The 25353-nt window shown below is 70.1% G+C and carries 20 protein-coding genes; 15 read left to right on the forward strand and 5 right to left on the reverse strand.

The window, feature by feature from the left end; all coding sequences use genetic code 11:
• Positions 1-91: 91 nt before the first annotated feature.
• Positions 92-2047 (reverse strand): M13 family metallopeptidase, encoded by a 1956-nt coding sequence (locus tag BWI15_RS01955; RefSeq protein WP_077012521.1) that lies wholly within the window; start codon positions 2045-2047, stop codon positions 92-94.
• Between the two features lie 190 nt (positions 2048-2237).
• Here BWI15_RS01955 and BWI15_RS01960 point away from each other — a divergent pair, with 190 nt between their 5' ends.
• A complete protein-coding gene (locus BWI15_RS01960) occupies positions 2238-3209 on the forward strand; it encodes an SMP-30/gluconolactonase/LRE family protein (protein WP_143465368.1) in 972 nt (323 codons plus the stop codon).
• 106 nt (positions 3210-3315) lie between these two features.
• On the opposite strand, the gene BWI15_RS01965 is transcribed toward BWI15_RS01960, so the two are convergent.
• The gene (locus BWI15_RS01965; protein ID WP_077012522.1) at positions 3316-3609 is read right to left on the reverse strand and encodes an HU family DNA-binding protein; all 294 of its coding nucleotides are present in this window, start codon (positions 3607-3609) and stop codon (positions 3316-3318) included.
• Between the two features lie 151 nt (positions 3610-3760).
• Between BWI15_RS01965 and BWI15_RS01970 the strand changes: the two genes are divergently transcribed.
• The 4 genes from BWI15_RS01970 to BWI15_RS01985 all read left to right on the forward strand — a co-directional run bounded on the left by BWI15_RS01970 (position 3761) and on the right by BWI15_RS01985 (position 10207).
• Complete coding sequence (locus BWI15_RS01970; protein WP_193432127.1) at positions 3761-4696, forward strand: 1-phosphofructokinase family hexose kinase; 936 nt, start codon at positions 3761-3763, stop codon at positions 4694-4696.
• Positions 4693-5481, forward strand: a complete 789-nt coding sequence (gene surE / locus BWI15_RS01975) for a 5'/3'-nucleotidase SurE (protein WP_077012523.1) — start codon at positions 4693-4695, stop codon at positions 5479-5481. The genes BWI15_RS01970 and surE overlap by 4 nt, the downstream gene beginning before the upstream one ends.
• 125 nt (positions 5482-5606) lie before the next feature.
• The gene (locus tag BWI15_RS01980; protein ID WP_077012524.1) at positions 5607-6680 is read left to right on the forward strand and encodes a LacI family DNA-binding transcriptional regulator; all 1074 of its coding nucleotides are present in this window, start codon (positions 5607-5609) and stop codon (positions 6678-6680) included.
• Positions 6681-6751: 71 nt separating this feature from the next.
• Complete coding sequence (locus tag BWI15_RS01985) at positions 6752-10207, forward strand: sugar-binding protein (protein ID WP_077012633.1); 3456 nt, start codon at positions 6752-6754, stop codon at positions 10205-10207.
• A 50-nt stretch (positions 10208-10257) separates the two neighbouring features.
• On the opposite strand, the gene BWI15_RS01990 is transcribed toward BWI15_RS01985, so the two are convergent.
• Positions 10258-11067, reverse strand: a complete 810-nt coding sequence (locus BWI15_RS01990) for a phytanoyl-CoA dioxygenase family protein (RefSeq protein WP_077012525.1) — start codon at positions 11065-11067, stop codon at positions 10258-10260.
• A gap of 382 nt (positions 11068-11449) precedes the next feature.
• Between BWI15_RS01990 and BWI15_RS01995 the strand changes: the two genes are divergently transcribed.
• From BWI15_RS01995 to BWI15_RS02010, 4 genes are all read left to right on the forward strand, one after another.
• Positions 11450-12463 (forward strand): LCP family protein, encoded by a 1014-nt coding sequence (locus tag BWI15_RS01995; RefSeq protein WP_077012526.1) that lies wholly within the window; start codon positions 11450-11452, stop codon positions 12461-12463.
• 17 nt (positions 12464-12480) lie between these two features.
• A complete protein-coding gene (locus BWI15_RS02000; protein WP_237771088.1) occupies positions 12481-13005 on the forward strand; it encodes a DUF1990 family protein in 525 nt (174 codons plus the stop codon).
• A 58-nt stretch (positions 13006-13063) separates the two neighbouring features.
• A complete protein-coding gene (locus tag BWI15_RS02005) occupies positions 13064-13507 on the forward strand; it encodes a GNAT family N-acetyltransferase (protein WP_077012527.1) in 444 nt (147 codons plus the stop codon).
• Between the two features lie 528 nt (positions 13508-14035).
• Entirely contained in the window at positions 14036-14725 is a 690-nt protein-coding gene (locus tag BWI15_RS02010; RefSeq protein ID WP_202817546.1) for a uracil-DNA glycosylase, read from the forward strand.
• On the opposite strand, the gene BWI15_RS02015 is transcribed toward BWI15_RS02010, so the two are convergent.
• Positions 14703-16379, reverse strand: coding sequence for an ABC transporter ATP-binding protein (locus tag BWI15_RS02015; RefSeq protein WP_237771089.1), 1677 nt, complete (start codon positions 16377-16379; stop codon positions 14703-14705). The genes BWI15_RS02010 and BWI15_RS02015 overlap by 23 nt on opposite strands.
• Before the next feature lie 113 nt (positions 16380-16492).
• Positions 16493-18202: an ABC transporter transmembrane domain-containing protein gene (locus tag BWI15_RS02020; RefSeq protein WP_077012530.1), complete on the reverse strand. Its 1710-nt coding sequence runs from the start codon at positions 18200-18202 to the stop codon at positions 16493-16495.
• A 218-nt stretch (positions 18203-18420) separates the two neighbouring features.
• Between BWI15_RS02020 and BWI15_RS02025 the strand changes: the two genes are divergently transcribed.
• From BWI15_RS02025 to BWI15_RS02050, 6 genes are all read left to right on the forward strand, one after another.
• Positions 18421-19617 (forward strand): ROK family transcriptional regulator, encoded by a 1197-nt coding sequence (locus BWI15_RS02025; RefSeq protein WP_077012531.1) that lies wholly within the window; start codon positions 18421-18423, stop codon positions 19615-19617.
• Positions 19618-19705: 88 nt separating this feature from the next.
• Positions 19706-21034 (forward strand): ABC transporter substrate-binding protein, encoded by a 1329-nt coding sequence (locus BWI15_RS02030; RefSeq protein WP_077012532.1) that lies wholly within the window; start codon positions 19706-19708, stop codon positions 21032-21034.
• Positions 21034-21999: a carbohydrate ABC transporter permease gene (locus tag BWI15_RS02035; RefSeq protein WP_077012533.1), complete on the forward strand. Its 966-nt coding sequence runs from the start codon at positions 21034-21036 to the stop codon at positions 21997-21999. The genes BWI15_RS02030 and BWI15_RS02035 overlap by 1 nt, the downstream gene beginning before the upstream one ends.
• 13 nt (positions 22000-22012) lie before the next feature.
• On the forward strand, positions 22013-22900 hold the full coding sequence (locus tag BWI15_RS02040; protein ID WP_077012534.1) for a carbohydrate ABC transporter permease: 888 nt from the start codon (positions 22013-22015) through the stop codon (positions 22898-22900).
• Positions 22897-24150: a 6-phospho-beta-glucosidase gene (locus BWI15_RS02045; protein WP_077012535.1), complete on the forward strand. Its 1254-nt coding sequence runs from the start codon at positions 22897-22899 to the stop codon at positions 24148-24150. The genes BWI15_RS02040 and BWI15_RS02045 overlap by 4 nt, the downstream gene beginning before the upstream one ends.
• On the forward strand, positions 24141-25271 hold the full coding sequence (locus BWI15_RS02050) for an N-acetylglucosamine kinase (RefSeq protein WP_077012536.1): 1131 nt from the start codon (positions 24141-24143) through the stop codon (positions 25269-25271). The genes BWI15_RS02045 and BWI15_RS02050 overlap by 10 nt, the downstream gene beginning before the upstream one ends.
• The last annotated feature ends 82 nt before the right edge of the window (positions 25272-25353 follow it).

The following is a 25353-nucleotide window of genomic DNA, read 5'->3' on the forward strand; positions in this document are numbered from 1 at the left end:
GCGCCGGCCCCGGGGGCGCCGGTCCACGCGCTGAGCGTGAACCGGCCGCCTTCCCGGGGCCGGCGCTGGTTTGGTGAGTGCTGCAGGTCCGCTACCAGATCCGGACCCGCTGCTCCTCCGGCAGCCACATCGCGTCGTCCGGGCCGACCCCGAAGGCGGCGTGGAACGCGTCGATGTTGCGGACCACCGCGTTGCAGCGGAACTCCGGCGGCGAGTGCGGGTCGATCGCCAGCCGGCGGACCACCTCGGCCGGCCGCGTCTTGGTCGACCACGCCTTGCCCCAGGCCACGAAGAACCGCTGCGCCCCGGTCAGCCCGTCCACGACCGGCGGCTCGGCGCCGTTCAGCGAGATCTCGTAGGCGGTGTAGGCGATCGACAGGCCGCCGAGGTCGCCGATGTTCTCGCCGAGGGTGAGCTTGCCGTTCACCTTCTGGCCGTCGCCGCCGGTCGGCTCGAGTACGTCGTACTGCTCGACCAGGCGGTTGGCCCGCAGCTCGAAGGCGTCCCGGTCGGCGTCGGTCCACCAGTCGCTGATGTTGCCGGCGCCGTCGTACTTGGAGCCCTGGTCGTCGAAGCCGTGGCCGATCTCGTGCCCGATCACCGCGCCGATCGCGCCGTAGTTCAGCGCGTCGTCGGAGTCCAGCGCGAAGAACGGCGGGCGCAGGATCGCGGCCGGGAAGACGATCTCGTTGGCCCGCGGGTTGTAGTAGGCGTTCACCGTCTGCGGCGTCATGTGCCACTCGTCGCGGTCCACCGGCTTGCCCAGCTTGGCCAGGTCCCGCTCGGTCTCGACCGCGATCGAGCGCCGGACGTTGCCGACCAGGTCACCGGGGACGATCTCCAGCGCGCTGTAGTCGCGCCACTTGTCCGGGTAGCCGATCTTCGGGGTGAACTTGCCGAGCTTGTCCAGCGCGCGCTGCCGGGTCTCCGGACCCATCCACTCCAGCGCCGAGATCCGCTGCCGGTACGCCTCGACCAGATTGGCGACCAGGTCGACCATCCGGGCCTTGGCGGCCGGCGGGAAGAACTCCGCGACGTACAGCTGCCCGACCGCCTCGCCGAGCGCGGACTCGACCACGCCCAGGCCGCGCTTCCACCGCTCGCGCAGCTCCGGCGCACCGGTCAGCGTCCGGCCGTAGAACTCGAAGTTCTCCTTGACGAACGCCGAGCTCAGCAGCGGCGCCGCGGCGTGCACGATCCGCCAGCCGAGCCACTCCTTCCACTGCTCCAGCTCGACCTCCTGCAGCGCCGTCGCGGCGACGGTGAGGTAGTCCGGCTGCTGGACGACGACCTGGTCGAAGGCGTCGTCCGGTACGCCGGCGTTCGCCATCCAGGCCGCCCAGTCGAAGCCGGGCGTCAGCGCCTCGAGCTCCGGCCTGGTGAGCTTGTTGTACGTCGCGGTGACGTCGCGGGTCTTCACCCGGTCCCAGTGGCCGGCCGCGAGTCGGGTCTCCAGCGCGAGCACCCGCTCGGCCGCTCCCTCGGGATCGGCGAGCCCGGCCAGCTCGAGCATCCGGGCCACGTGCGCGACGTACGCCGTCCGCTGCTCGGCGAAGGAGTCCTCGCGGTAGTACGACTCGTCGGGCAGGCTGATCCCGCCCTGCATCATGTAGACGACGTACTGGTCGGACTGCTTCGCGTCGATGTCGACGCCGTACCGGAAGACGCCGCCGACGCCCTGCAGCTCCAGCGTGCCGAGAGCCGCGACCAGGTCGGCGCGGTTCTCGATCGCCGCGGCCAGTGTCAACTGGTCGGCGATCGGGTCGGCACCGAGCCGCTCGATCGTCTCCTCGTCCATGAAGCTGCCGTACAGATCGGCGATCTTGCGGGCCTCGCTGCCGTCGGGGTGCCCGGCGGTCAGGGTCTGCTCGACGAGCTCCCGGACGCTCTGCTCGGCGCTGTCGGCCAGTTCGTGGAAGGCGCCGTAGATCGCCTTGTCGGCGGGGATCTCGTGCGCGTCCAGCCACGGGCCGTTGGCGTACAGGTACAGGTCGTCCTGCGGCCGGACGGTGTCGGACAGGTCCGAAATGTCGATCCCTGAGGTCATCGAACTCCCCTGCGTGCGCGGCCGGCGGACCGTCGTCCGGCGACTCGAGAAGGTTTGCTGTGCTGGCGACAGTACCCGGTGGATTGAACCCTTGCGTCCTGCGTTCCGTTGTCTACGGTCGAGAGCACATCGTCGGCTTCTCGGGGGCGATCGAGTCGGCCAGATCACCGACCAGGAGGTCATCCAGCTCATGTCCCGCCTGTTGTCCCGCCGCGCGTTCGTCGCGGCGGCCACCGTGTCCACCCTGCTCCTGACCAGCGCCGGGACCGCCACCGCGGCGTCCACCGGCTCGACCGGCACCACCGGCTCCACCCACGCGGCGTACCCGAAGCACTTCGATCTGCCGGACGGCTTCCAGCCCGAGGGCATCGCGATCGCTCGCGGCAAGGCCTACTTCGGCTCCCGCGTCGACGGCGACATCTACGCGGCCGACCTGCGGACCGGCCGGGGCCGCGTGATCAGCCAAGGCCCGGGCACCGCGTCGCTCGGCCTGAAGGTCGACCGGCGCGGCCGGCTGTTCGTGGCCGGCGCGGCCGGCGGCAACGGCCGGGTGATCGACACCCGGACCGGGAAGGTGCTGGCGAGCTACACCTTCACCACCGCGACCCCGACGTTCGTCAACGACGTGATCCTCGGTCGCAACGCCGCGTACTTCACCGACTCACGCCGGCCGGTGATCTACAAGGTCCCGTTCGGGCCGCACGGCAAGCTCGCGCCGCAGTCGGCGGTCTCGACGATTCCGCTGAGCGGCGACTACGTGCACGACCCGCTGAACAACAACGGCAACGGGATCGCGCTGACTCCGGACCGGCGGGCCCTGATCATCGTGCAGTCCGCGACCGGGTTCCTGTTCAAGGTCGACCCGCGCACCGGCGTCACCCGCAAGATCGACCTCGGCGGCGTGCTGATGACCAACGGCGACGGGCTGCTGCGCTCCGGCGAGATCCTGTACGTCGTACAGAACCGGCTGAACAAGATCGCCGTGCTCGACCTCAACCGGTCCGGGACCCGCGGGCGACTGGTCCGTGAGATCACCAGCCCGGACTTCGACGTACCGACCACGGCGGCGTTCTTCGGCTCCCGGATCTACCTGCCGAACGCCCGGTTCACCACGCCGCCGACCGCCACCACGCCGTACTGGGTGACGGCGGTCCACCGCTGAGCGACGCCCACCACCGACCAACCCGCCGGATCGCCGCCTCCACGCTGCCGGTTGAGCGTGGCGGCGGCGGTGGAGCCGAGGTTGGTCAGTGGTGCACGTCGGTGAATCAGGAGATCGTGCGCAGGTCGCCGCGGGCGGCGGCCTTGAGCCGGCTGCCGCAGGACAGGCGGACGGAGTAGCCGGCCGGGATCGACAGCGGCTCGCCGGTCTGCGGGTTGCGGCCGGTCCGCGGGGCGCGCATCACCCGCTCGATGCTGAGCAGGCCGGTCAGCGAGACCTTGTCGCCCTTGTGCACGGCTTCGGTGACGACGTCGCCCAGCGCGTCGAGCACCTTCTCGGCCTGGTTGCGCGGGATGCCCGCCTTCGCCGCCACCCCGGCGACCAGCTCGTTTCGGTTCACGGCTTACCTCCGACTCAGGTCCCCGGGCGTTCTGACCCGCCGCCCGGCCGGACTCGCACACCTTAACCGAAATGATTGTCGTTAGCGAGAAGGGTTCGCATTCCGGGCGGCCGGTCTGGGTACTGGCAGGGCCCCCCGCGGAAGGAGAGCCATGGGTGAGCAGGTGATGGTGTTCGCACCGGCGCCGCAGCTGACCGTGACGATCGAGCAGGTCGGGGACGAACCCGAGCTGCACCTGCACGCCGGCGGCCAGGCGATCTGGCAGGCCCGGATGATCTCGTCGCTCGGTGCGGACGTGACGTTCTGCGCCGTGCTCGGTGACGGCGAGGTGGGCCACGTGCTCACCTCGCTGATCGAGCAGGAAGGCGTGGATCTGAAGGCGATCCGGCGTCGGTCCGACAGCGGCTGGTACGTGCACGACCGGCGCGGCGACGACGAGCGTCAGGAGATCGCGCAACACACCGGTGCGCCACTGGGCCGGCACGACGGCGACGAGCTGTATGCGCTGGCGCTGTCCGAGGGACTCAAGTCCGGCCTGTGCGTGCTGAGCGGCGTCGCCGACCCGTCGATGGTCTCGCCCGACACGTACCGGCGCCTCGGCACCGACTTGCAGCGCAACGGCGCCAAGGTCGCCGCCGATCTGAGTGGCGAGCACCTGGAAGCAGTCCTCGACGCCGGGCTGACGTTCCTCAAGGTGAGCGACGAGGAGCTGTACGCCGACGGCCTGGCGGACGAGTCGGCCGGCGACAAGGGGATCGTGAAGGCGGTTCGCGAACTGGCGGAACGAGGCGTGGAGACGGTCGTGATCAGCCGGGCGGAGAAGCCCGCCGTGGCGTTCGTCGACGGCGAGGTGCTGCAGGTCCACATGCCCGAGCTGAGCGTGCGGGACCACCACGGCGCCGGCGACTCGATGACCGCCGGCGTGGTCGCCGTACTGGCGCGGGGTGGAGACCTGCACGAGGCGATCCGGACCGGCGCCGCGGCCGGCGCGCTGAACGTGACGCGGCACGGCCTCGGCACCGGCCGGGCCGACGCGATCAGCGAACTGGCCGGCCGGGTTCGGCTCGAACCGCTGGAGGGCGCATGAGTCGCCGGGTGCTGATCACCAACGACGACGGCATCGACGCGCCGGGCCTGCGGGCACTGGCCGGGGCCGCGGTCGAGGCCGGCTACGACGTCGTGGTCGCGGCGCCCGCCGAGGAGGCGAGCGGCGCCAGTGCCGCACTGAGCGCCTACACCGGCGACGACGGCAAACTCCTGGTACGCCGAAAGACACTGGCCGGCCTCGAGGACGTCCCCGCGTACGGCGTGGCCGCGTCGCCCGCCTACATCGTGGTGCTCGCGACGCTCGACGCCTTCGGGCCGAGCCCTGACGCCGTCCTGGCCGGGATCAACCGCGGCGCGAACGCCGGCCGAGCGGTTCTCCACTCCGGAACCGTGGGCGCGGCCTTCACCGCCGCGGCGTACGGGCTGCCGGCGCTCGCGGCGTCGCTCGACGTGCTCTCGCCGCTGGATGCCAGCCGCGGCGGCAACGCGCTGGCCGTGCTCGACGAAACCTCCGACGAGTCGCGCCACTGGGCGACCGCCGCGAAGTACGTCGCTGAAGTGCTGCCGCAACTGGACGACCTCGCCGACGGCGCGGTGCTCAACCTGAACGTGCCGGACCGCCCGGCGAACGAGATCGTCGGCCTGGCCGAGGCGACGCTGGCCGCCTTCGGTCAGGTTCAGATGGCGGTCGCCGAGTCCGGCGACGACTTCCTGCGGACGTCCGTCCAGGAGAACCGCGCCCGCGCCGAGGACGGGACCGACCTGGCCCTGCTCACCGCCGGGCACGCCACCCTCACCACGCTGCGCGGCCTCCTGCAGCTCTGAGGCGCGGTCGACTTTCTAGCGTTAAAAACCCTGCATCAAGCACGCCTCAGGCTCTTGCCGTGTCCCGGCAACGCCAGTACCGTGAGCCGGACTTTAACGTTAATACCTGATCGACGGAGGCGCCGATGAGCCCCCAGCCCACCAGCCGGGGTCCCGTGCCGCACGGTCACGTGACGCTCAGCCAGGTGGCGCAGCGGGCCGGCGTCTCGGCCCAGTCGGTCTCCAACGCGCTCAACAACCCCGACCGCCTCGCACCGGCGACGCTGGAACGGATCCTCGCCACCGTCGCCGAGCTCGGCTACGAGCCGAACCTGTCCGCGCGGGCGCTGCGCAACCGGAGCTCACACCTGATCGCCTTCAAGGTCAGGCCGTCGCGGCCGGACAAGGCGTCGCTGCTGATGGACGAGTTCCTGTACGCGCTGAACCGCTCGGCGGTCGCGGCCGGCTACCACCTGATCCTGTGCCACGCCGAAGGTGACGGCTCGGCCGAGGAGATCAAGGCCTACCGCAACCTGCTGAAGAAGACCCCGGTCGACGCCTTCGTGCTGGCCGAGACTCATCGCAACGACGACCGCGTCGCCGCCCTGCGGTCCTGGGGCGTGCCGTTCGCGACCTTCGGCCGGTCCTGGGACGGTGACGATTCGCTGGCCTGGGTCGACGTCGACGGCCGCGCGGGTACTCGCGCCGCGACCGAGCACGTCGCCGCCCAGGGACACCACCGGATCGGCCACATCGGCTGGCCGGCCGAGTCCGAGATCGGCGAGGAACGCCGGGCCGGCTGGCGCGCGGCGTGCGGCGAGCGCGGACTCGAGACCGACCTCGAAGCGGCGGTCCCGGACACGCTCGAGGACGGCCGCCAGGCCGCGCACCGGATGCTCGACGCGCCGCGTCCCGCCACCGCGCTCGTCTGCGCGTCCGACACGCTCGCGCTCGGCGTACTGCGGGCCCTGCACGAGCGGGGTCTGCGGCCGGGCGCCGAGGTGGCGGTCACCGGTTTCGACGACTCTCCCACCGCCGCGCTGGTCAGCCCCGGACTGACCACGCTGCGCCAGCCGATCGACGTGGTCGGCCGGCAACTGATCCAGGCCGTGGAGAACCTGATCGCGGGCGATCCTCGCGAGCCCCAGCACGTGCTGCTGCAGCCGGAACTGATCGTCCGCGGCTCCAGCCTGCCCGGGCCCCGCACCCCCACGCCGTAGTACCGCCCCGGACAGCGCCGCCCGGTTCGCTGCCCGCCGTCCACCGGAACACCCTCGTGAAGGGACACAAGATGAGGCCCGGACCCAGGCTGCTCGCAGCCGTCGTCGCCGGCGCGCTGCTGCTGCCGACGGCAATTTCGTTGCCCTCGGCACCAGCTGCGCCGCCACCCGCCAATCCGTTCGTCGTGAACGCCGAAAACCTGCCGGGCGGCAGCGCCGCCGCCGGCGTGATGGACCTGACCACGTACGGCTCGCAGGACTGGGTCCACGTGACCGGCGACCGCATCGAGCGCAAAGCCGCTGTGCCACCGTCGATCACCGTGGAGGATCTTCATCCCGCCGCCGGGCGCACCTCGCTCGGCGACAGCCCGTTGTCGTTCCGCTGGTCCGACGGCACCTCCACGCCCTCGACCTCCGGCGTCACCACCGGCGGCGTCTTCCACTACGACGACACCACCGTCGGCCCGACGACGGGTCACGACGCCGGCTACCGGATCACGGTCCCGGCCGCCGACTCGGCCCGCCGGCTCGTCGTTGTCGGCGGTATCTGGCAGGCCCGCGGCTCGGTCACCATCGGCGCGGCCGACGGCACCGGTACGCCGTACACGACCTCGATCGGCGCGAGCGACACCGCGGCGGTCAAGCGCTACACGGTGACGATCCGCCCTGGTGAAGGGGTCGTCATCACCACGAAGTTCACCGAGAAGCTCACGGCGATCGGCAACGTCTCGTTGTCCGCCGCGGCGCTCTCGCCGATCGGATCCGGCCCGAGCTTCACCGCGACCGCGGCGCCGGCCGCGCTCGACCTGACCGCGGACGGGCCCGACGACTGGCTGCACCTGGACGGGCCGACGATCAACCGGCGGGCCGGCGTACCGGACGGGACGGCGCGGCTCGCGGTCGCCAACCGGCAGGCCGGCGCCGAGATCGGCACGCAGAACGACAATCCGGTGAGCTACTCCTGGACCAACGGGACGCCGACCGCGACCCAGCCGGCCACCCGGCACGGCGGCATCTTCTTCGTCGACGGCACCAACCCGGACCTGGTCAACGTGGATCTCACCGGCTCCTACGGCTACGACCTCACCGTTCCCGCGGCGGCGAACGCGCGGACGATCCGGTTCGTCTCCGGCGCCTGGCGCGCCGCGGCCACGGTGTCGGTCCACGTGAACGGCGCTTCCACCCCGGCGTTCGTGAGCTCGGACCTGGTCAGCACCGGCCCGTCGGTGACACGACTGTTCGAGCTCACCCTCGGCGCCGGCGACTCGGCCCGGATCAGCGCGCAGCTGAACCGCAAGTCGCACGAGTCCGGCAACGTGACCCTCGCGGGTGTGACGCTCGCGGACGCCTCCGCCGACGGCTACCGAAAGCTGACGACGTCGCTGCTCGACCGTATCGAGGCCGCTGACCTGACCAACGCGAGCGACTCCGCGCAGCGACAGCTGACCGATGAGGTCGCCACCGCGAAGGCGACGCTCGCCGACACCACGGCACAGCGGGACGACCTGCGGCTGGCCTACCTCCTGCTCCGCGCCGCGTACGACGACGCCGTCGCGTCCGCGGCCGGCGCCGAGTACACCAGCGTGACGAATCCCGGCCTCACCTCGTCGTTCGGCTGGGAGGGCGATCTCAACGCGCCGATCGCCTTCATCGACGGCAGCTACCGGCTGCGCAGCCGGGGCGACGCAATGATCACGTTCGGCGTCGCGAACATCCCGGGCAAGATCAAGTGGACCAACGCCGAGGGTTACCTGCCGGCGTTCGTCAGCGAGTACGCCAAGGACGGCCTGCAGGTGAAGGTGCAGAACTTCGCCGACCTGGTCGTTGTCGGCGGCAACCGCTTCGAGGTCGCCTACTCGCGGATGACCGTCACCAACACGACGGCGGCGCAGACCCGCCTGCCGCGGGTGTCGAGCCTGCTGACGCCGCTCAATGCCGCGGCCGATCCGGCGGTGACGACGATCGGCGCCGGTCAGACCGTCGTACGTGACTACGCGGTCGCGGCCGACCGGTTCGGCGCGGCGTACGAGTGGCCGACGGCGGGACAGCTGCGCCGGCTCGGCGGGTACGACCAGCACTACGCCCACATGCGCAACTACTGGAACTCGCGGCTGTCGGCGATCGCCGACATCACCGAGCTGCCGGACAAGCGGCTCGTCAACGCCTACAAGGCCGGCTACATCTACACGCTCATCATTCGCGACGACATCAACGGCGAGAAGCGGCTGCACGTCGGCGAGAACGGCTACGACGAGATGTTCGACCACGACACGATCGGCATCGTCGCCACGTTGCTGACGATCGGCGACTTCAGCTACGCGCGGGACTACCTCGCGACGCTGCCGGCCCAGCTCCAGTACGACGACGCCAAGTGGAAGTACAGCTGGCCGTACGCGCTCTACCTGCAGCGCACCGGCGACAAGGCCTTCATCCGTCAGCAGTTCGAGACGATCAAGAAGAACACCCACATGGTCGAGACCGACCGGATCGACGGCGGCACCGGGATCATCAAGCAGACCTTCGCGATCGACTCGCTCGGCTACTGGACGATCGACAACTGGTCCGCGCTGGCCGGCCTCACGACGTACCGGTACCTGGCCACGGCGCTCGGCGAGACCGAGGAAGCCGCCTGGGCGAAGGCCGAGTACGACGACCTGCTGCGGGTCGCGACGGCCCGGATCGAGCAGACGATGCGCGAGCACGACCTCGACTACCTGCCGATCTCGATGGTCGAGCCCAACGAGACCGGCCCGCGCAAGGACCCGCGGGACGCGAACTGGGCCTCGATGTTCCTGTTCGGCCGCTGGGCCTGGGACGGCTACCTGTTCGGCGCGCAGCAGACCGGGACGATGTTCGACAAGATCGACGACACCTACACGCACGGTTTCGAACGCCGCAAGGACGTCTCCGAGTCGATCTACAACTTCGGCGGCTATCCGCACGGCTACTACTCCAGCGCCTACAACGCCGGGTACGGCAGCGCCGCACTGCGCGGTGAGCAGTACCGGGACCTCGGCATCAAGGCGTACCAGTACATGATCGACAAGACGATGAGCGGGCCGTTCGGCTGGTGGGAAGGCGTCGACTACCCGAGCGCGAGCTCACCGTGGGACATCGACCACGCACGCGGCGGTGGCGGCTCGAACCAGCACATGTGGGGTCAGTCCACCGCGACGAAGGTGCTGTTCGACTCCTTGATCGCGGAGAAGGCCGACGGCACCGTGATCATCGGTCGCGGGGTGCCGAACGATTGGCTTCGCGCCGGCCAGAAGGTCGCGCTCAACCGCTACCCGGTCGCCGACGGCGGCCGGATCGGCTACCGGATGTCGACCTCGGGCAAGCGGGTGTCGATCCAGCTGAGCGGCGACGTCCGCGACGTGAAGGGTTACAGCGTCGAACTGCCGGCGCTGCGGAACAACGTCGCGAGCGTGTCGGTGAAGGGGGCGACGGTCGACCAGGCCGCCGGCAAGGTGAGTCTGCCCTCCGGGACGCGGCACGTGACGATCACGCTGCGTCGCGCGCAGTAGAGCACTGAGATGGGCGTCCGGGATTGTCCCGGGCGCCCATCGGCGCGTTACTACAGCCCGTCCTGGTCGTGCCAGTCGTGCTGCCAACGGGCGTCGACGTCCAGCGCGGCCGGCTGGTAGCGGATGTCGGTGGACAGCCGCATGACCTGATCGACGTTGTCCAGCGCGGCGTGCACGGTGTGGGCCGTGTGGATCACCACGTCGCCTGCGGCGTAGTCGGCCACCAGCCAGCGCGCGTCGTACTGCTCGGCCAGCGCGGGCAGATCCGCCGTGATCGAGGCCGCCGGGCGCTTCAACCGGCCCTCCGCTTCCTCCCTCCGCACTCGGTGATGGCTGCCCTCCAGATAGGTCAGCCCACCGCGCTCCACCGGGCAGTCACCGAGCGGGATCCACGCGGACAGCACCTGGTCGGTCCCTTCCCGCAGGTAGACCAGGTCGTAGTGCGCCTGCGTCGCGGTGCCGATCCCGTTCTCCCCCGGCGCGGTGTGCCGGATGATCTTGCGCCGGTGCAGGAACACCTCCGCCCCGAAGAACCACTCGAACCACCCACGCAACGCCTGCTGCCGGCACAACGCGTCGTACTCCGGGCCGGGCACGATCTCCCCGAACAACACCGCCCGGTAAGCCCCTCGCTCAACTTCCCGAGGCCGCCCGTCCGCGTCGGCCAGCCCGGTCTTGGCGAAGTAGTACCGGCGAAACTCCAGCACCGTCGCCGGATCGAGCAGCCGGGTCAGGAACAGATACCCGTCCCGCCAGAGCCTCCGCCGCAGCACGTCCCGGTCCGCCCGCTCGCCGTCCGGCACCGCGACCAGTCGCCCCAGCCGCCGCTCGTCCAGTTGGTACCCGTTGGAAGTCAGCACGCTTCCAGTCCACCACTTTTCCCAACGCGACGTCCCCAGCCAGTCCGTACGCCGACCCGCCGCCGGTCGAGCTACGGCGCGCTCACGCTCGGTCCCGCGTGCACGACGATCTGCCTTGCGGGATGCGGCGTGCACGACAATGGTGAACCCACCGGTCGCGGCGATCGCCCGCCAGATCGCGTACGACGACCCGCCGTACTTCAGCCGGCTCCTCACCGCGCGGACCGGGCAGCCGCCGCGCACGTTCCGGCGGATTGGTTCGACACCGCCGCCGATTTCCTCCTTTCGACGGAGGCCGGAGGCGGGCGCGGTCTGAAAGTCTGGGCCCAAACCGTCCGCTGGGGTGACGCGCGAGCACCACCGGGGCCGATACGGTCGTGCCATGAGTCAACCGCAGCCCATCGACCGACGCCTGGTCGGCCGCCCCCCGGTGCGCCCGAAGAAGCGGCGCAACTGGTTCGGCCGGGTGATCGGCCTGGTCGTCCTGCTGTTCCTGCTGACCCTGATCTGCGTCCCGCTGTACGCGTGGGGCCGGATCGACAAGATCGACGCGATGCCGGCCGGCAAACGGCCCGCCGAGGGACCCGGTACGACGTACCTGATGGTCGGCTCGGACAGCCGCGAGGGGCTGAGTGCCGAGGAGAAGAGGAAGCTCGGCACCGGCAGCGTCGGCGGCAACCGCACCGACACGATCATCCTGTTGCACGTGCCCGACTCGGGTCCGCCGGCGCTGATCAGCGTGCCGCGCGACAGCTGGGTGGAGGTGCCCGGCAAGGGCCGGGAGAAGATCAACGCCGCGTTCGGCAACGGCAACCCCAAGCTGCTGATCCAGACCCTGGAGGCCTCCACCGGCCTGCGGATCGACCACTACGTCGAGATCGGCTTCGGCGGTTTCGCCTCGATCATCGACAGCGTCGGCGGCGTCAACGTGTGCTTGCCGAAGGCAATGAAAGACCAGAAGGCGCACATCAACCTTCCGGCCGGCTGTCAGGACCTGGACGGCCCGAAGGCGCTCGGCTACGTCCGCTCCCGCTACACCGACAAGCTCGGCGACCTCGGCCGGGCCAACCGTCAGCGCGAGGTGATCGGCCTGGTCGCGGACAAGGCGGTGTCGTGGCAGACGTTTGTCAACCCGTGGCGCTACTACAAGATCGGCACCTCCAGCGCCGACGCGCTCACCGTCGACAACGACATGGGCCCGTTCGACCTGGCCAGGTTCGGCCTGGCGATGCGCAAGGTCGCCGGCGGCGGTGACGGCGTCTCGCTGACCCTGCCGGTCGCCAACGCGAACGCCCGCCGCAACGGGCAGAGCGTCGTACTGCTGGACGAGGCCAAGGTCAAGGCCCTGGTCAAGGCCCTCAAGGAGGGCAAGACCGCCGGCTTGAAGTCGAGCTGAGTGGGCACCGGATCCCCGTGAAAACACTGGACGACCTGGCCGCGCTGCGCTTCTCGTACGACGCGGTCGGGTCGACCCGTTTCGACCGGACGCCCGAGGGCTACCACCGGATGGACCTGCGTACCCGCATCGGCGCGGGCGACCAGGTCTTCCGGCGGGCCGGCGAGGTGGTCACCACCTGGCAGATGCACCGCGGGGCCGGTATCCGCATCACCGCGACCGACACCCCCGCCGTCATCGGCACCAACTGCCTGGGCAAGCTCGGCATCGGCGCCCTCGCCATCACCATCCCCTGCCGAGTCGTCTGGACCGCCGACGACGAAGACCACCGGGGCTTCGCCTACGGCACGCTGCCCGGCCATCCCGAGTCGGGCGAGGAGTCCTTCCTGGTCACCCGCGAGCCCGACGGCGTCTTCTTCACCCTCCGCGCCTACAGCCGCCCCGGCACCTGGTACACCCGCCTCGCCGGGCCCCTCGGCCGCACCACCCAGCAGCTGTACGCCCGCCGCTACACCCAGGCCCTGCAACGCCTAGTGGCCTGAAGAACCTCCCCCGAAGTGGACCTGTAGCCCGCGCGGGTCCGTTCCTACGCTCCACTTCATGATCCGCAACGCGACTCCCGCCGACATCCCCCAGCTCGTCGCCGCCTACTCCTGGCTCTTCGCACCCCCGGGCAGCACCCCCGCCCATTGGGACCCCACCGTCGCCGCCGACCGCCTCACCCGAGTCATCCCCGGCCCGCGGACCGCCGTACTGGTAGCCACCGAGGACAACGAGCTCACCGGCTTCTGCACCCTCTACCTGGACATAGAGTCCGTCCGCTTCGGCCAACGCTGCTGGCTGGAGGACCTGGCCGTCTCCCCCACGCACCGCTCCCACGGCACCGGCACCACGCTGTTCCAATCCGCCCACCAATGGGCCCGCGACCACGGCGCCACCCACCTGGAACTCGACTCCGCCAACACCCGCACCGACGCCCACCGCTTCTACCACCGCCACAACCCGCAGCCCCTCTCCACCACCTTCGGCTGGGCCCTGGCATAGCAAAAGCCCCGCAAGCTCATACCCTGCGGGGCCGCCGACCTTTCTACCCGGTCACTCCCTCCAACGAACAACCGACACGCGAACTTCCGGTGATCTGCTGCCGTCGGCTCCGAGCCGTGCGACCCTCCTCCGTGCGCAGCTGCAGTCCCATCGCCCAACCGCGGTAGGCGAAGTTCCTGCCGGGCTCATCCGCCTCACAACGTAGGAACTGGCATCTGGGCGGGGTCGCCCTGATGATCTTGGTCCGGATCGTCCCAGCGGAAGCCGTTGCCGGCCGTCTCCGTGAAGGGCGGACGTCCAGCACTCACCAATCATCCGAAACGGGGCGCGCCCAGCGCGGCACCCGCTCAGGCCGGTCCGGCAGTACGCCTTGGTGAGTGCTGCACGTCCGCCTCGGACCGGCAAGCGAGGGCCGCCACGTCCGCGAACGCGATCTCGACCGGGCTCTTCGTCGCGCTCCAATATCCGCTGACACCCGCTCTCTTCCTCTCGTCCGACCCCGGGGTGCGTCACCCCCGGCGAACTGGGATGCTTGCTCGGGTGAGTTCCAAGTCGTTGGACGAGTTGATGGCGGCCGACTGGGCCGAGGCCCTGGCGCCGGTGCGGGACAACGTGGCGCGGATGGGCGAGTTCCTGCGGGCCGAGATCGCCGCAGGACGGCCGTATCTGCCCGCCGGGGAGAACGTGTTGCGCGCCTTCCAGCGCCCGCTGGCCGACGTGAAGGTGCTGGTGGTCGGCCAGGATCCCTACCCCACAGCAGGCCACCCAGTCGGACTGAGCTTCTCCGTAGCGCCCGACGTCCGCCCCATCCCCCGCAGCCTCGCGAACATCTACCGCGAGCTGATGGCCGACGTCGGCGTCCCCGCGCCGTCCAACGGTGACCTGACTCCCTGGGCCGACCAGGGCGTGCTGATGCTCAACCGAGTGCTCACCGTGCAGCCCGGCAAGCCCGCCTCACATCGTGGCAAGGGCTGGGAAGCCGTGACCGAGCAGGCGATTCACGCGCTCGTGAAGCGCGGCGGACCGCTCGTCGCGATTCTCTGGGGTCGTGACGCGCAGACGCTCAAGCCGATGCTCGGCGACGTCCCGTACGTCGAGAGCGCGCACCCGAGCCCGATGTCGGCCGACCGCGGCTTCTTCGGCTCCAAGCCTTTCAGCCGGGTGAACGCCCTGCTGCAGGAGCAGGGCGGTGCCGCTATCGACTGGCGCCTTCCGTAGCCGTGGTCCCCGTCCAGCTGTGCCACAGCTGGGCATAGCGTCCCCCAGACTCCAGCAGCTCAGCATGCGTCCCGGACTCCACCAGCCTGCCCTGGTCCATCACGACGATCCGGTCCGCCTGCTCTGCCTGCGTGAGCCGGTGCGCCACCACCAGCGTCGTACGGCCTTCGGTGGCGGCAGCACTGGCCCGCTCGAGCTCCCGCGCACCAGCTGATCCCGCCTCCGCAGTCGCTTCGTCCAGTACGGCGACCGCCGGGTCGGCGAGCACCAGCCGAGCCAGTGCGACCTGCTGCGCCTGTGCGCCGGTCAGCTGTTCGCCGTTCTCGCCCACGTGGGTCTCCAGCCCGTCCGGCAACGCCCGGACCCACGCCAGCGCACCGACTCGCTCCAGCGCGGCCTCGACCTCGGCGACCGTGGCATCGGCCCGAGCCAGCCGTACGTCGTCCACCAGCGGCCCGGAGAACACATGGACCTCCTGGCTCAGCAACGCAACCTGCGAACGGGTCCGAGCCTCTCCCAGCTCCCGGATGTCCACGCCACCGATCCGGACAACCCCACTGGTCGGCACGAGCACACCAGCCGCCACTGCAGCCAGAGTGGTCTTGCCAGCTCCACTGGCGCCCACCAGCGCAACCCGCTCACCAGGCATCAGCTTCAGCGACACCCCGTCCACCACGAGTGGCCCGTCGTACGAGTGGCTGACGTCGACCAGCTCCAGCGTCGCGTCGGCAGGCATCGGGCCAGCAGGCGGCTCCGGCGCGGCCGGAATCTCCACCACCCCGACCAGCCGAGCCAACCCCGCCGCAGCCGTCTGCACAGCGTCGAACTCCATCAGCAGCGCACCGATCGGGTTGAACAACCGGTGGAAGTACAACGCGGCCGCCGTCACGGCACCGACCGTCACCAGATCCCCACGGACCAGGAAGAACCCGGCCACCAGGATCCCCGTCAGGCCGACGAACTCCGCGTGGTTGATCCGCGAGGAGAAGAAGCTGAACAGCCGGAACACGTTCAGCGACAGGTCTCGCGCGACGGCCGAGCGGTCGCGGATCCGCTCCAGCTGGATGTCCTCCAGCCGGTACGCCCGGACCGTCGCGCTGCCGCGCAGCGACGTGATGATCGCCTCCGACCGCTCGCCCAGCGCCGCCCGCTCCCGCGCGTAGAACGGCGCCGAGCGCGGCAGGTACCACCGCAGGGCCCACAGGTACATCGGCAACGACAGCAGCCCGGCCAGCCCGAGCCGCCAGTCCAGCGCGAACAGCCCGGCCGCCGTCAGCACGATTGTCAACGATGCCGACAGCAACACCGGCCCGATCTGCGTCAGCGCGGTCGCGACCGCCGACACGTCGTCGCCGACCCGCGACAGCAGATCCCCGGTCCGCACCTTGTCGAGCACGGGCGCCGGCAACTGCAGCACCCGGTCCAGCACCTTCTCCCGCAGCCGCGCCAGCACGGTCTCCCCGACCCGCGCCACCAGCGTCACCCCGACAGCAGTCAGTACGCCGGACACCAGCGCCGCAGCACCGATCAGCAGCACCACCCGTACGACGGCCGACCGGTCCGCACCGGAGGCGATGTCGTCGACCAGCACGCCCAACGCCCAAGGCGCGACCAGCCCGGCCGCACTCGCACCGGTGATCACCACAGCTGCCACCAAGGACAGCCCTCGCAGCCGCCGAATCTCCCGCCACAACACCGACCAGGTAGCCCGAGGCCCAGCAATCGGCAGCAACGCCGGAGACGAGCCACCCGTCGGCTCAGACGCGCTCACCGCAGCACCGCCTCGGCGTACGCCGCGTCCTCGGACGCCAGCTCGGCATGCGTGCCCACAGCAACCACAACCCCATCGGCCAGCACCACCACCCGATGCATCTTGCCCAGCAACGCCGGACTGCTGGTCAGCACCAGCGTCCCCAGCGACGGCACCGCACGAGCCTCCACCAGCCCTTCGGCCAAGACCTCCTCGGTCACCGCGTCCACCGCAGTACTGGGATCGTGCAGCACGAGCACAGGCGGCTCAGCAAGCAGCGCGCGAGCCAGACCCAGCCGCTGCCGCTGCCCGCCCGACAGCGTCCGCCCCCGATCGGTCAGCGGATGGTCCAACCCATCAGCATGCGCATCGATCACGTCAGTCGCCGCAGCAGCGACCACGACCTCCCGCAGCCGCCCCTCATCCGCCTCCGAACCGGCCAGCAGGTTGCTCCGCAACGTCCCTTCGAACAGGTCCGTGTCGTGCTGCTCGACCAGCACGGACCGCCGCAGCAGATCGATGTCCAGCTCCTCCATCGCCAGTCCGCCCACGGCCACCGTCCCCTCATGCTCCGGCGCCCTGCCGGAAACGACCGCCAGCAAGGCATCCGCGTCCCGCGGGTCGTAGCAGAGCACCCCGACCAGCTCACCCCGCCGCACCGCCAGACTCACCCCATCCAGCGACTTGTGCCGGACCTCCGACAGCTCGAGCAGCGGCGCGGATGGATCCACCGACACGGCCGACCCCGTCACTCTCAAAGGCGCCGACCCCAGCACCGAAGCCAGCCGGCCCGCCGACGCCTTCGCCATCGCCAGCACCTGGCTGACGTACCCCAGCGTGCTCACCGGCTCCGCGACGAACTGCGCCAGTCCCACCACGGTGATCAGCTCCCCGATGCTGATCCGCCCGTTCAACGCGAACCACCCGGCCACACCGGCCACCGCCGCCAGCAGCAACCCACTGGCGGCCATGGTGACCCCGTCCTGCAGCCCGTTGGTCGACGCAGCCTTCAGCGTGGCCTGCAGAGTCGCCTGACTCGACCGCCGGTACCGCTCAGCCGCGTTGTGCTGCGCCCCGATCCCCCGCAACGCCCGCAACCCGCTCACCAAGTCGGTAGCCAGCGCCGTCGTACTGGCAACCGACTCCTGCTGGTCAGACGTACGCCGAGTCAGCAGCGGCGACAGCGCCTGGATCCCCACCACCAGCAACGGCACTCCCACCAGTACGCCGACTCCGAGCGGCACGTCGATCAGCAGCAGCACCACCGACGACACGGCCAGCGCGGTCGAGGCGGCGATCCCGATCGCCAGCGCGCGCAGCACCAGCGCCGCCTTCTCGGCGTCCGACGTCGCGACCGAAAGCAGCTCGCCGGCCCGCATCCCGGTCCGGTGCCCGCGCGGATCCAGCACCCGCTGGGCGACCTCCAGCCGCAGCTGGTGCATCTCGTACTCGGCCGACCGCACGCCGTGCCGGGCACCGGTCCGCCACGCCGTCGACAGGACCGCGAAGAGCCCGACCATCATCACCACGCACCACACCAGCGGCTCCAGCCGGCCGGTCGAGACCGCGCGGTCGACGAAGATCCCGATCGTCACCGGGACGGCCGCCTCGGTCGCCTGGTGCAGCGACAGCCAGAACACCCCGAGCGCGAGCCGCTTGCGATGCCGGCGGACGGCGCGGCGCAGCACCCGGCCGGCGGTGACCTCTTCCCCCACGGCGAACGTCACGAACAGGCCTTTCCATGGGCGGACGGAAGCAGACAAGTAAGCCCACCCTAACCTCCGCCGGGCCGGACCCTCGCCGAGCTGTCCACGAGTGCGGCCGACCGATTGACACCGCCGGGCCGGACCCGTACGGTCTCGCGGTAATAGGAAACTTTCCTAACAGTTGGCGGGAATCGGCACGGCACCCGCATCAGACGGCACAAGGAGGGCAGGGTTAGCTCATGGCCAGTACACCCGGCACTCCCCGCCTGCTCCGCGCGATGAACGACCGCGCCGCTCTCGACCTGCTGCTCGCCCACGGACCGCTGTCCCGGACGACGCTCGGCAACCTGACCGGCCTGTCCAAACCGACCGCCTCCCAGCTGCTGTCCCGCCTGGAGACCGCCGGCCTGGTCCGGCCCAGCGGCACCAGCGCCGGCCGGCCCGGCCCGAACGCGCAGCTCTACGAGATCAACGGCGGCATCGCGTACGTCGCGGGCCTGGACGTCACCCCTGCCCGGATCCGGTCGGCCGTCGCCGACCTGACCGGCAAGGTGGTCGGCCGGTACGAGCTGCCGACGCCCGGCCGCAGCGCCAAAGGCACCGTCGAGCGGGTGGTCAAGGCTGTCGAAGGCGCACTCGGCGAGGCGGGGCTGACCAAGGACCGTCTGCACCGCGTCGCGATCGGCACGCCGGGCGGTTTCGACCCGACCACCGGCCGGCTGCGCTACGCGATGCACCTGCCGGGCTGGCACGCGCCACACCTGCTCGAAGAGCTCGCCGCCGCCATCGCCGTACCGCTGGACGTCGAGAACGACGTCAACCTGGCCGCTGTCGCCGAGCAGCGTGTCGGCCACGCCGCCGACAGCGACAACTTCGTCCTGCTCTGGGGCGAGGAGGGCATCGGTGCCGCGATCGTGATCAACGGCCGGCTGGTCCGGGGCGCGACCGGCGGTGCGGGCGAGGTCGCCTTCCTGCCCCTGCCCGGTACGCCGCTGGTCCGCAACGTCGGCCGCAACAACGCCGGCGGCTTCCAGGAACTGGCCGGTGGCGAACCCGTGCTGGCGCTGGCCAGGTCCCACGGCCTCAAAGCCCGTACGCCGGAAGCCGCGATCGCCGCCGCGCTGGACACCCCCGGCGCCGGTGACACGGTGCTGGCCGAGTTCGCGCACCGGCTGGCCGTCGGTCTGGCGGCCGTCGTCGCCGTCGTCGACCCCGAGCTGATCGTGCTGGCCGGGGGCGTGATCACCGCCGGCGGCGAACGGCTGCGCGGCCTGATCCAGGAGGAACTGGCCGAGCTGGCCGTTCCCCGCCCGCGGTTGCTGATGACCGCCGTACCCAACGACCCGGTGCTGTCCGGGGCCCTGCAGTCCGCCCTGAGCATCACCCGCGACGAAGTCTTCGACACAGCCGGCCCGACGAGCGGGGGCGCCGACTAACCACCCGCACCACCCCGACACCACCCAACGGACAGGTCAGCGACCTGCTCCGGTGGATCCGTACGCGCCAGATCAGGGAGAAACCGTCATGTCCCGAGTCCACAGGACCGCCCTCGCCGCCGTGGCGGTCGCGCTGCTCGCCACCGCCTGCACCGGTACGTCGAGCACGCCGCAGGCCAGCGACGACGCCACGAAGGAGACCACGATCACCTTCTGGCACGGCTGGTCCGCGCCCAGCGAGGCAGCCGCGATCGACGCCAACGTCAAGGCGTTCGAGGCCGCGCATCCCAACATCAAGGTCAAGGTCGTCGGCAACATCAACGACGACAAGATCAAGCAGGCCCTGCGTGCCGGCGGCCCGAACGCGCCGGACGTGGTCTCGTCGTTCACCACCGACAACGTCGGCACGTTCTGCCGGTCGAAAGTGTTCGCCGATCTCGAGCCGTTCCTCGACAAGTCGACCATCGACCTGGACAAGACGTTTCCGAAGCCGCTGCAGGACTACACCCAGTTCGAGGGCACGCGCTGCACGCTGCCGCTGCTGAACGACGCGTACGGCCTGTACTACAACAAGGACGCGTTCAAGACCGCCGGCATCACCGCGCCGCCGAGAACCTTGTCGGAGTTCGACGCGGTGGCCAAGAAGCTGACCAAACCCAAGGGCGACAGCTACTCCCAACTCGGCTTCATGCCGAACTTCCACGGCTACGAGTCGACCACCACACATTTCGCGGCGCAGTGGAACCCGACGTACTTCACGCCGGAGGGCAAGTCCAACCTGGCCGGCGACCCGGCGTTCGGGCAGATGCTCACCTGGCAGAAGAACCTGGTCGCCGAGCTCGGCGGTTTCGCCAAGCTGGAGAGGTACCGGGCCACCTTCGGTGACGAGTTCGGCGCGAAGAACCCGTTCCACACCGGCCAGGTCGCGATGGCGATCGACGGCGAGTGGCGGCTCGGTATGGCCAAGGACGCCGGTACGACGTTCGAGATCGGCGTCGCGCCGTTCCCCGTGCCGGACGACCAGGCCGACAGCTACGGCAAGGGCTACCTGTCCGGCACGGTGATCGGGATCGCCGGCACCAGTGAGAAGCAGAACGCCGCGTGGGAGCTGGTCAAGTACATGACCACCGACACCGACGCCGTGGTGAGCTTCGCCAACGCGATTCACAACGTGCCGTCCACCCTGGAGGCGCTGAAGTCGCCCAAGCTGCAGGCCGACGAGAACTTCAAGGTGTTCCTGCGGATCGCCCAGCACCCGAAGAGCAGCACCACCCCGGCCAGCCCGAACGGCGGCGCGTACCAGCTCACCCTGCAGGACTTCGGCTTCGCCTTCGAGTCCGGCAAGCAGACCGACCTGGCCGGCGGCCTGGCGAAAACCGACCAGCAGATCGACAAGGACCTCGCGCAGGCCAAGTGATGACAACCGCCTCCTCCGTGGTGAAGTCCGGCCCCGGCCTGCGCGGCAAGCAGCGCCGCGACCGGCTCCGCATCCTGGCCTTCCTGTCGCCGTGGCTGATCGGCGTCAGCGTCTTCTTCCTCTACCCGCTGATCTCGACCGTCTACTTCAGCTTCATGAAGTACGACGGGTTCACGCCGCCGACCTGGACCGGACTGAAGAACTGGAGCTACGTCTTCACCGACTACCCGTTCTTCTGGCCGGCCCTGCGCAACACCCTGTGGCTGGTGATCGTGATGGTCACCCTGCGGGTGCTGTTCGGCCTGGGCATCGGCCTGCTGATCACCAAGGTGAAGACCGGTGCCGGGTTCTTCCGGACCGCCTTCTACCTGCCGTACCTGGCACCGCCGGTGGCCGCGACGATGGCGTTCGCGTTCCTGCTCAACCCGGGAACCGGACCGGTGAACAACATTCTCGGCAGCATCGGCCTGCCGCAACCGGGCTGGTTCAACGACCCGGCCTGGTCGAAGCCGGCATTGACACTGCTGGCGTTGTGGGGCATCGGCGACCTGATGGTGATCTTCATGGCCTCCCTGCTCGACGTACCGCAGGACCAGTACGAGGCCGCGTCGCTGGACGGCGCCGGGGCGTGGCAGAAGTTCCGGTACGTGACGTTGCCGAACATCTCGCCGATCGTGCTGTTCGCGGTGGTCACCGGAATCATCCAAACCATGCAGTACTACACCCAGCCACTGGTCGCCGGGAAGGTCGCCAGTGGGGTGATCGGTGGCTCAGGGCAACAGTTCCAGCCCGGCTATCCGGAGAACTCCACGCTGACGTTGCCGCAGCTGGTCTACAACCTCGGTTTCCAGCGGTTCGACACCGGTGGGGCGAGCGTGGTCGCGCTGGTGCTGTTCGCCCTCGCGATGCTGTTCACCGCTTTGCTGATGCGCCGCCGCAGCGGCTTCCTGGGCACGGACGACTGAGGAGTCTGCCGAGATGACGATGACGACTTCCCTGACCGCCCCGGTCGGCCTGACCGCGGCGGGGCGCACCGCACGGCGTACCAGGGCACTGCACTGGATCGCCGTGCACTCGCTCGCGATCGCGGCCGCGTTGTTCTTCGTGCTGCCGTTCGTGTTCGTCGCACTGACCGCGCTGATGAGCGACCAGCAGGCGCTGACCCGCAACCTCTGGCCGGACAGCTGGCACTGGGAGAACCTGCGCACGGTCTGGGAGACTCCGGGCTTCCTGACCTGGTGGAAGAACACCCTCCTGTATGCCGGACTCGGCACCGCGCTCACCTTGCTGTCGAGCATCCCGGTCGCGTACGCGCTGGCCCGGTTCAGGTTCCGCGGCCGCAACCTGGCACTGATGCTGGTGATCGCGACGATGATGCTGCCGCCCCAGGTGGTGATCGTGCCGATGTACCTGTTCTGGGCCAAGCAGCTGCACCTGTCCGGGACGCTGTGGCCGCTGATCATCCCGATGGCCTTCACCGACGCGTTCACGATCTTCCTGCTGCGCCAGTTCCTGCTGACCATCCCGAAGGACTACGTCGACGCCGCCAAGGTGGACGGCTGCGGCGAGTTCAAGGCGCTGGTCCGGATCGTGCTGCCGATGGCCCGGCCGGCCATCGCGGCGGTCGCGCTGTTCCAGTTCTTCTACTGCTGGAACGACTACTTCGGCCCGCAGATCTACGCCTCGGAGAACCCGGCAGCCTGGACCTTGAGCTACGGCCTGGAGTCCTTCAAGGGTGCCCACCACACCAACTGGAACCTCACCATGGCCGCCACCTTGCTGGTGATGGCGCCGGTGATCATCCTGTTCTTCTTCGCCCAAAAGGCCTTCATCGAAGGCGTCACACTCACAGGGGTCAAAGGTTGAAACTCACAGTCGTAGGCGGCGGATCCACCTACACGCCCGAGCTCGTCGACGGGTTCGCCCGGCTGCGTGACTCGCTGCCCGTGGACGAACTCGTCCTGGTCGACCCGGCCACCGACCGGCTCGAGCTGGTCGGCGGTCTCGCCCAGCGGATCTTCGCCAAACAAGGACATCCCGGCCGGGTCACCACGACCGGCGACCTGGACGCGGCCATCGACGGCGCGGACGCCGTACTGCTGCAGCTGCGCGTCGGCGGCCAGGCCGCCCGGAACGAGGACGAGACCTGGCCGCTGGAGTGCGGCTGCGTCGGGCAGGAGACGACCGGCGCCGGCGGGTTGGCCAAGGCGCTGCGGACGGTGCCCGTCGTCCTGGACATCGCGGAGAAGGTGCGCGCGTCGAACCCGGACGCCTGGATCATCGACTTCACCAACCCGGTCGGCATCGTCACGCGGGCGCTGCTGTCCGAGGGGCACAAGGCCGTCGGGCTGTGCAACGTGGCGATCGGGTTCCAGCGGCGGTTCGCCCGGCTGCTCGGAGTCACGCCGGAGCAGGTCGCGCTCGACCACGTCGGGCTCAACCACCTGACTTGGGAGCGCGCCGTCCGGGTCGACGGGGTCGACCGGTTGCCGTCGCTGCTGTCGGAGCATGTCGGCGAGCTCGCGGCTGACTTGAAGTTGCCGCCGGAGTTGCTGCTGCAGCTGGGCGTCGTACCGTCGTACTACCTGCGCTACTTCTACGCTCACGACGAGGTGGTGCGCGAACTGCTGGAGAAGCCGTCGCGGGCCGCCGAGGTCGCGGCGATCGAGAAGCAGTTGCTCGACCTGTACGCCGATCCGTCGCTGGACGAGAAGCCCGCCCTGCTGGAGCAGCGCGGCGGCGCGTACTACTCGGAGGCCGCGGTCGCGCTGGCGTCGTCCCTGCTGAACGACACCGGTGACGTGCAGGTCGTCAACACGCTCAACAACGGCGCACTGCCCTTCCTGCCCGACGACGCGGTGATCGAGGTCCCCGCCATGGTCGGAGCCAACGGGACGACGCCGCTGCCGATCTCACCCCTCGAACCGTTGTACGCCGGACTGGTGGCGAACGTGACGGCGTACGAGAATCTGGCGCTGGAGGCAGCTCTGAAGGGTGGTGCGGACCGCGTGTTCACGGCATTGCTGGCGCATCCCCTGATCGGGCAGATCGAGTACGCCCGGGCGCTCACCGACAAGCTGATCGCGCACAACCGCGAGCACCTGCCATGGGCGTGACCGAGGCGTTCGAGGCCGAGGCCCTCCAGGCACCTCTGATTCCTGGCGGCGTGCTCGCCTTCGACGCCGGCAACAGCAAAACCGACGTCGCCCTGGTCGCCGCCGACGGCACAGTCCTCGGCACCGCCCGGGGCGGCGGCTTCGAGCCCCACCTCATCGGCGCGCAAGCAGCCGTCGACGGCCTCGCCCCCTTGGTCGCGGCGGCAGCCCGGGCCGCCGGCTTCGCCGTCGACAGGGCGGGCCCAGGCGCCGCCGTCGCCGAAGGCGGCCGGCGATTCGGGGCGACCGGCTCCTCCCCCCTCACCCTCCCCGCCGCCGAAGGCGGCGTGCCTTTGGTGGAACAGATCTCGGCGTGCCTGGCGAACGCCGATCTCCCCATCGAGGAGGAGCGGTTGGCCGATGCCTTCCGCTCGTACGGCTGGGCCTCCCGGGTGCACGTCGCCAACGACACCTTCGCTCTGCTCCGGGCCGGGATCGACGAGCCGCGCGGGGTCGCGGTGGTCTGCGGCGCCGGGATCAACTGCTGCGGCCTGCTGCCCGACGGCCGGACGGCGCGCTTCCCCGCGGTCGGCAAGATCTCCGGCGACTGGGGCGGCGGTCAGCAGCTTGCCGAGGAGGCGATCTGGGCCGCCGCCCGCGCGGACGACGGCCGCGGACCGGCGACCGCGCTGAAAACCGCCCTGCCTCAGCACTACGGCGTCCGCTCGATGACCGAGCTGATCGAAGCGATGCACCTCGGCGGCATTCCCGTCGTCAGCCGCCTGGAAGCGGTACCCGTTCTCTTCCAGGTCGCCACCGCCGGCGACGAGGTCGCGACCGCGATCGTGCACCGCCAGGCAGAGGAGATCGTCGCGATGGCCACCGTCGCGCTGCGCCGCCTCGACCTGCTCGACGTCCCGACGCCGGTGATCCTCGGCGGCGGCGTGCTCACCGCCAACCACCCGCTGCTGCTGCGCCAGATCACCGCGCAACTCGCCGCCGCGGCACCGCACGCGATCCCCCAGATCGTCGAGGTCCCACCCGTCGTCGGGGCCATCCTGCTCGGCCTCGACCACACCGAAGCCGGCCCGGAAGCCCACCGGGCGATCCGGACGACGTACCGGACGAATCCTCCCGCCTGACCGCCGAGTACCTCCACGGCCGCCGTACCCACCGGGTACGGCGGCCGTAGTTTTTGTTCCCAAAACAATTTCGCCTGTAACA

It is taken from the genome of Kribbella sp. ALI-6-A (assembly GCF_001984195.1).
GTDB lineage: Bacteria > Actinomycetota > Actinomycetes > Propionibacteriales > Kribbellaceae > Kribbella.

What these genes read in the sequence shown, in the direction of transcription:
- BWI15_RS01955 (WP_077012521.1), bottom strand. Translation starts at nt 2,047, where the DNA reads ATGACCTCAGGGATCGACATTTCGGACCTGTCCGACACCGTCCGGCCG.
- BWI15_RS01960 (WP_143465368.1), top strand. Translation starts at nt 2,238, where the DNA reads ATGTCCCGCCTGTTGTCCCGCCGCGCGTTCGTCGCGGCGGCCACCGTG.
- BWI15_RS01970 (WP_193432127.1), top strand. Translation starts at nt 3,761, where the DNA reads ATGGGTGAGCAGGTGATGGTGTTCGCACCGGCGCCGCAGCTGACCGTG.
- surE (WP_077012523.1), top strand. Translation starts at nt 4,693, where the DNA reads ATGAGTCGCCGGGTGCTGATCACCAACGACGACGGCATCGACGCGCCG.
- BWI15_RS01980 (WP_077012524.1), top strand. Translation starts at nt 5,607, where the DNA reads ATGAGCCCCCAGCCCACCAGCCGGGGTCCCGTGCCGCACGGTCACGTG.
- BWI15_RS01985 (WP_077012633.1), top strand. Translation starts at nt 6,752, where the DNA reads ATGAGGCCCGGACCCAGGCTGCTCGCAGCCGTCGTCGCCGGCGCGCTG.
- BWI15_RS01995 (WP_077012526.1), top strand. Translation starts at nt 11,450, where the DNA reads ATGAGTCAACCGCAGCCCATCGACCGACGCCTGGTCGGCCGCCCCCCG.
- BWI15_RS02005 (WP_077012527.1), top strand. Translation starts at nt 13,064, where the DNA reads ATGATCCGCAACGCGACTCCCGCCGACATCCCCCAGCTCGTCGCCGCC.
- BWI15_RS02010 (WP_202817546.1), top strand. Translation starts at nt 14,036, where the DNA reads ATGCTTGCTCGGGTGAGTTCCAAGTCGTTGGACGAGTTGATGGCGGCC.
- BWI15_RS02025 (WP_077012531.1), top strand. Translation starts at nt 18,421, where the DNA reads ATGGCCAGTACACCCGGCACTCCCCGCCTGCTCCGCGCGATGAACGAC.
- BWI15_RS02030 (WP_077012532.1), top strand. Translation starts at nt 19,706, where the DNA reads ATGTCCCGAGTCCACAGGACCGCCCTCGCCGCCGTGGCGGTCGCGCTG.
- BWI15_RS02035 (WP_077012533.1), top strand. Translation starts at nt 21,034, where the DNA reads ATGACAACCGCCTCCTCCGTGGTGAAGTCCGGCCCCGGCCTGCGCGGC.
- BWI15_RS02040 (WP_077012534.1), top strand. Translation starts at nt 22,013, where the DNA reads ATGACGATGACGACTTCCCTGACCGCCCCGGTCGGCCTGACCGCGGCG.
- BWI15_RS02050 (WP_077012536.1), top strand. Translation starts at nt 24,141, where the DNA reads ATGGGCGTGACCGAGGCGTTCGAGGCCGAGGCCCTCCAGGCACCTCTG.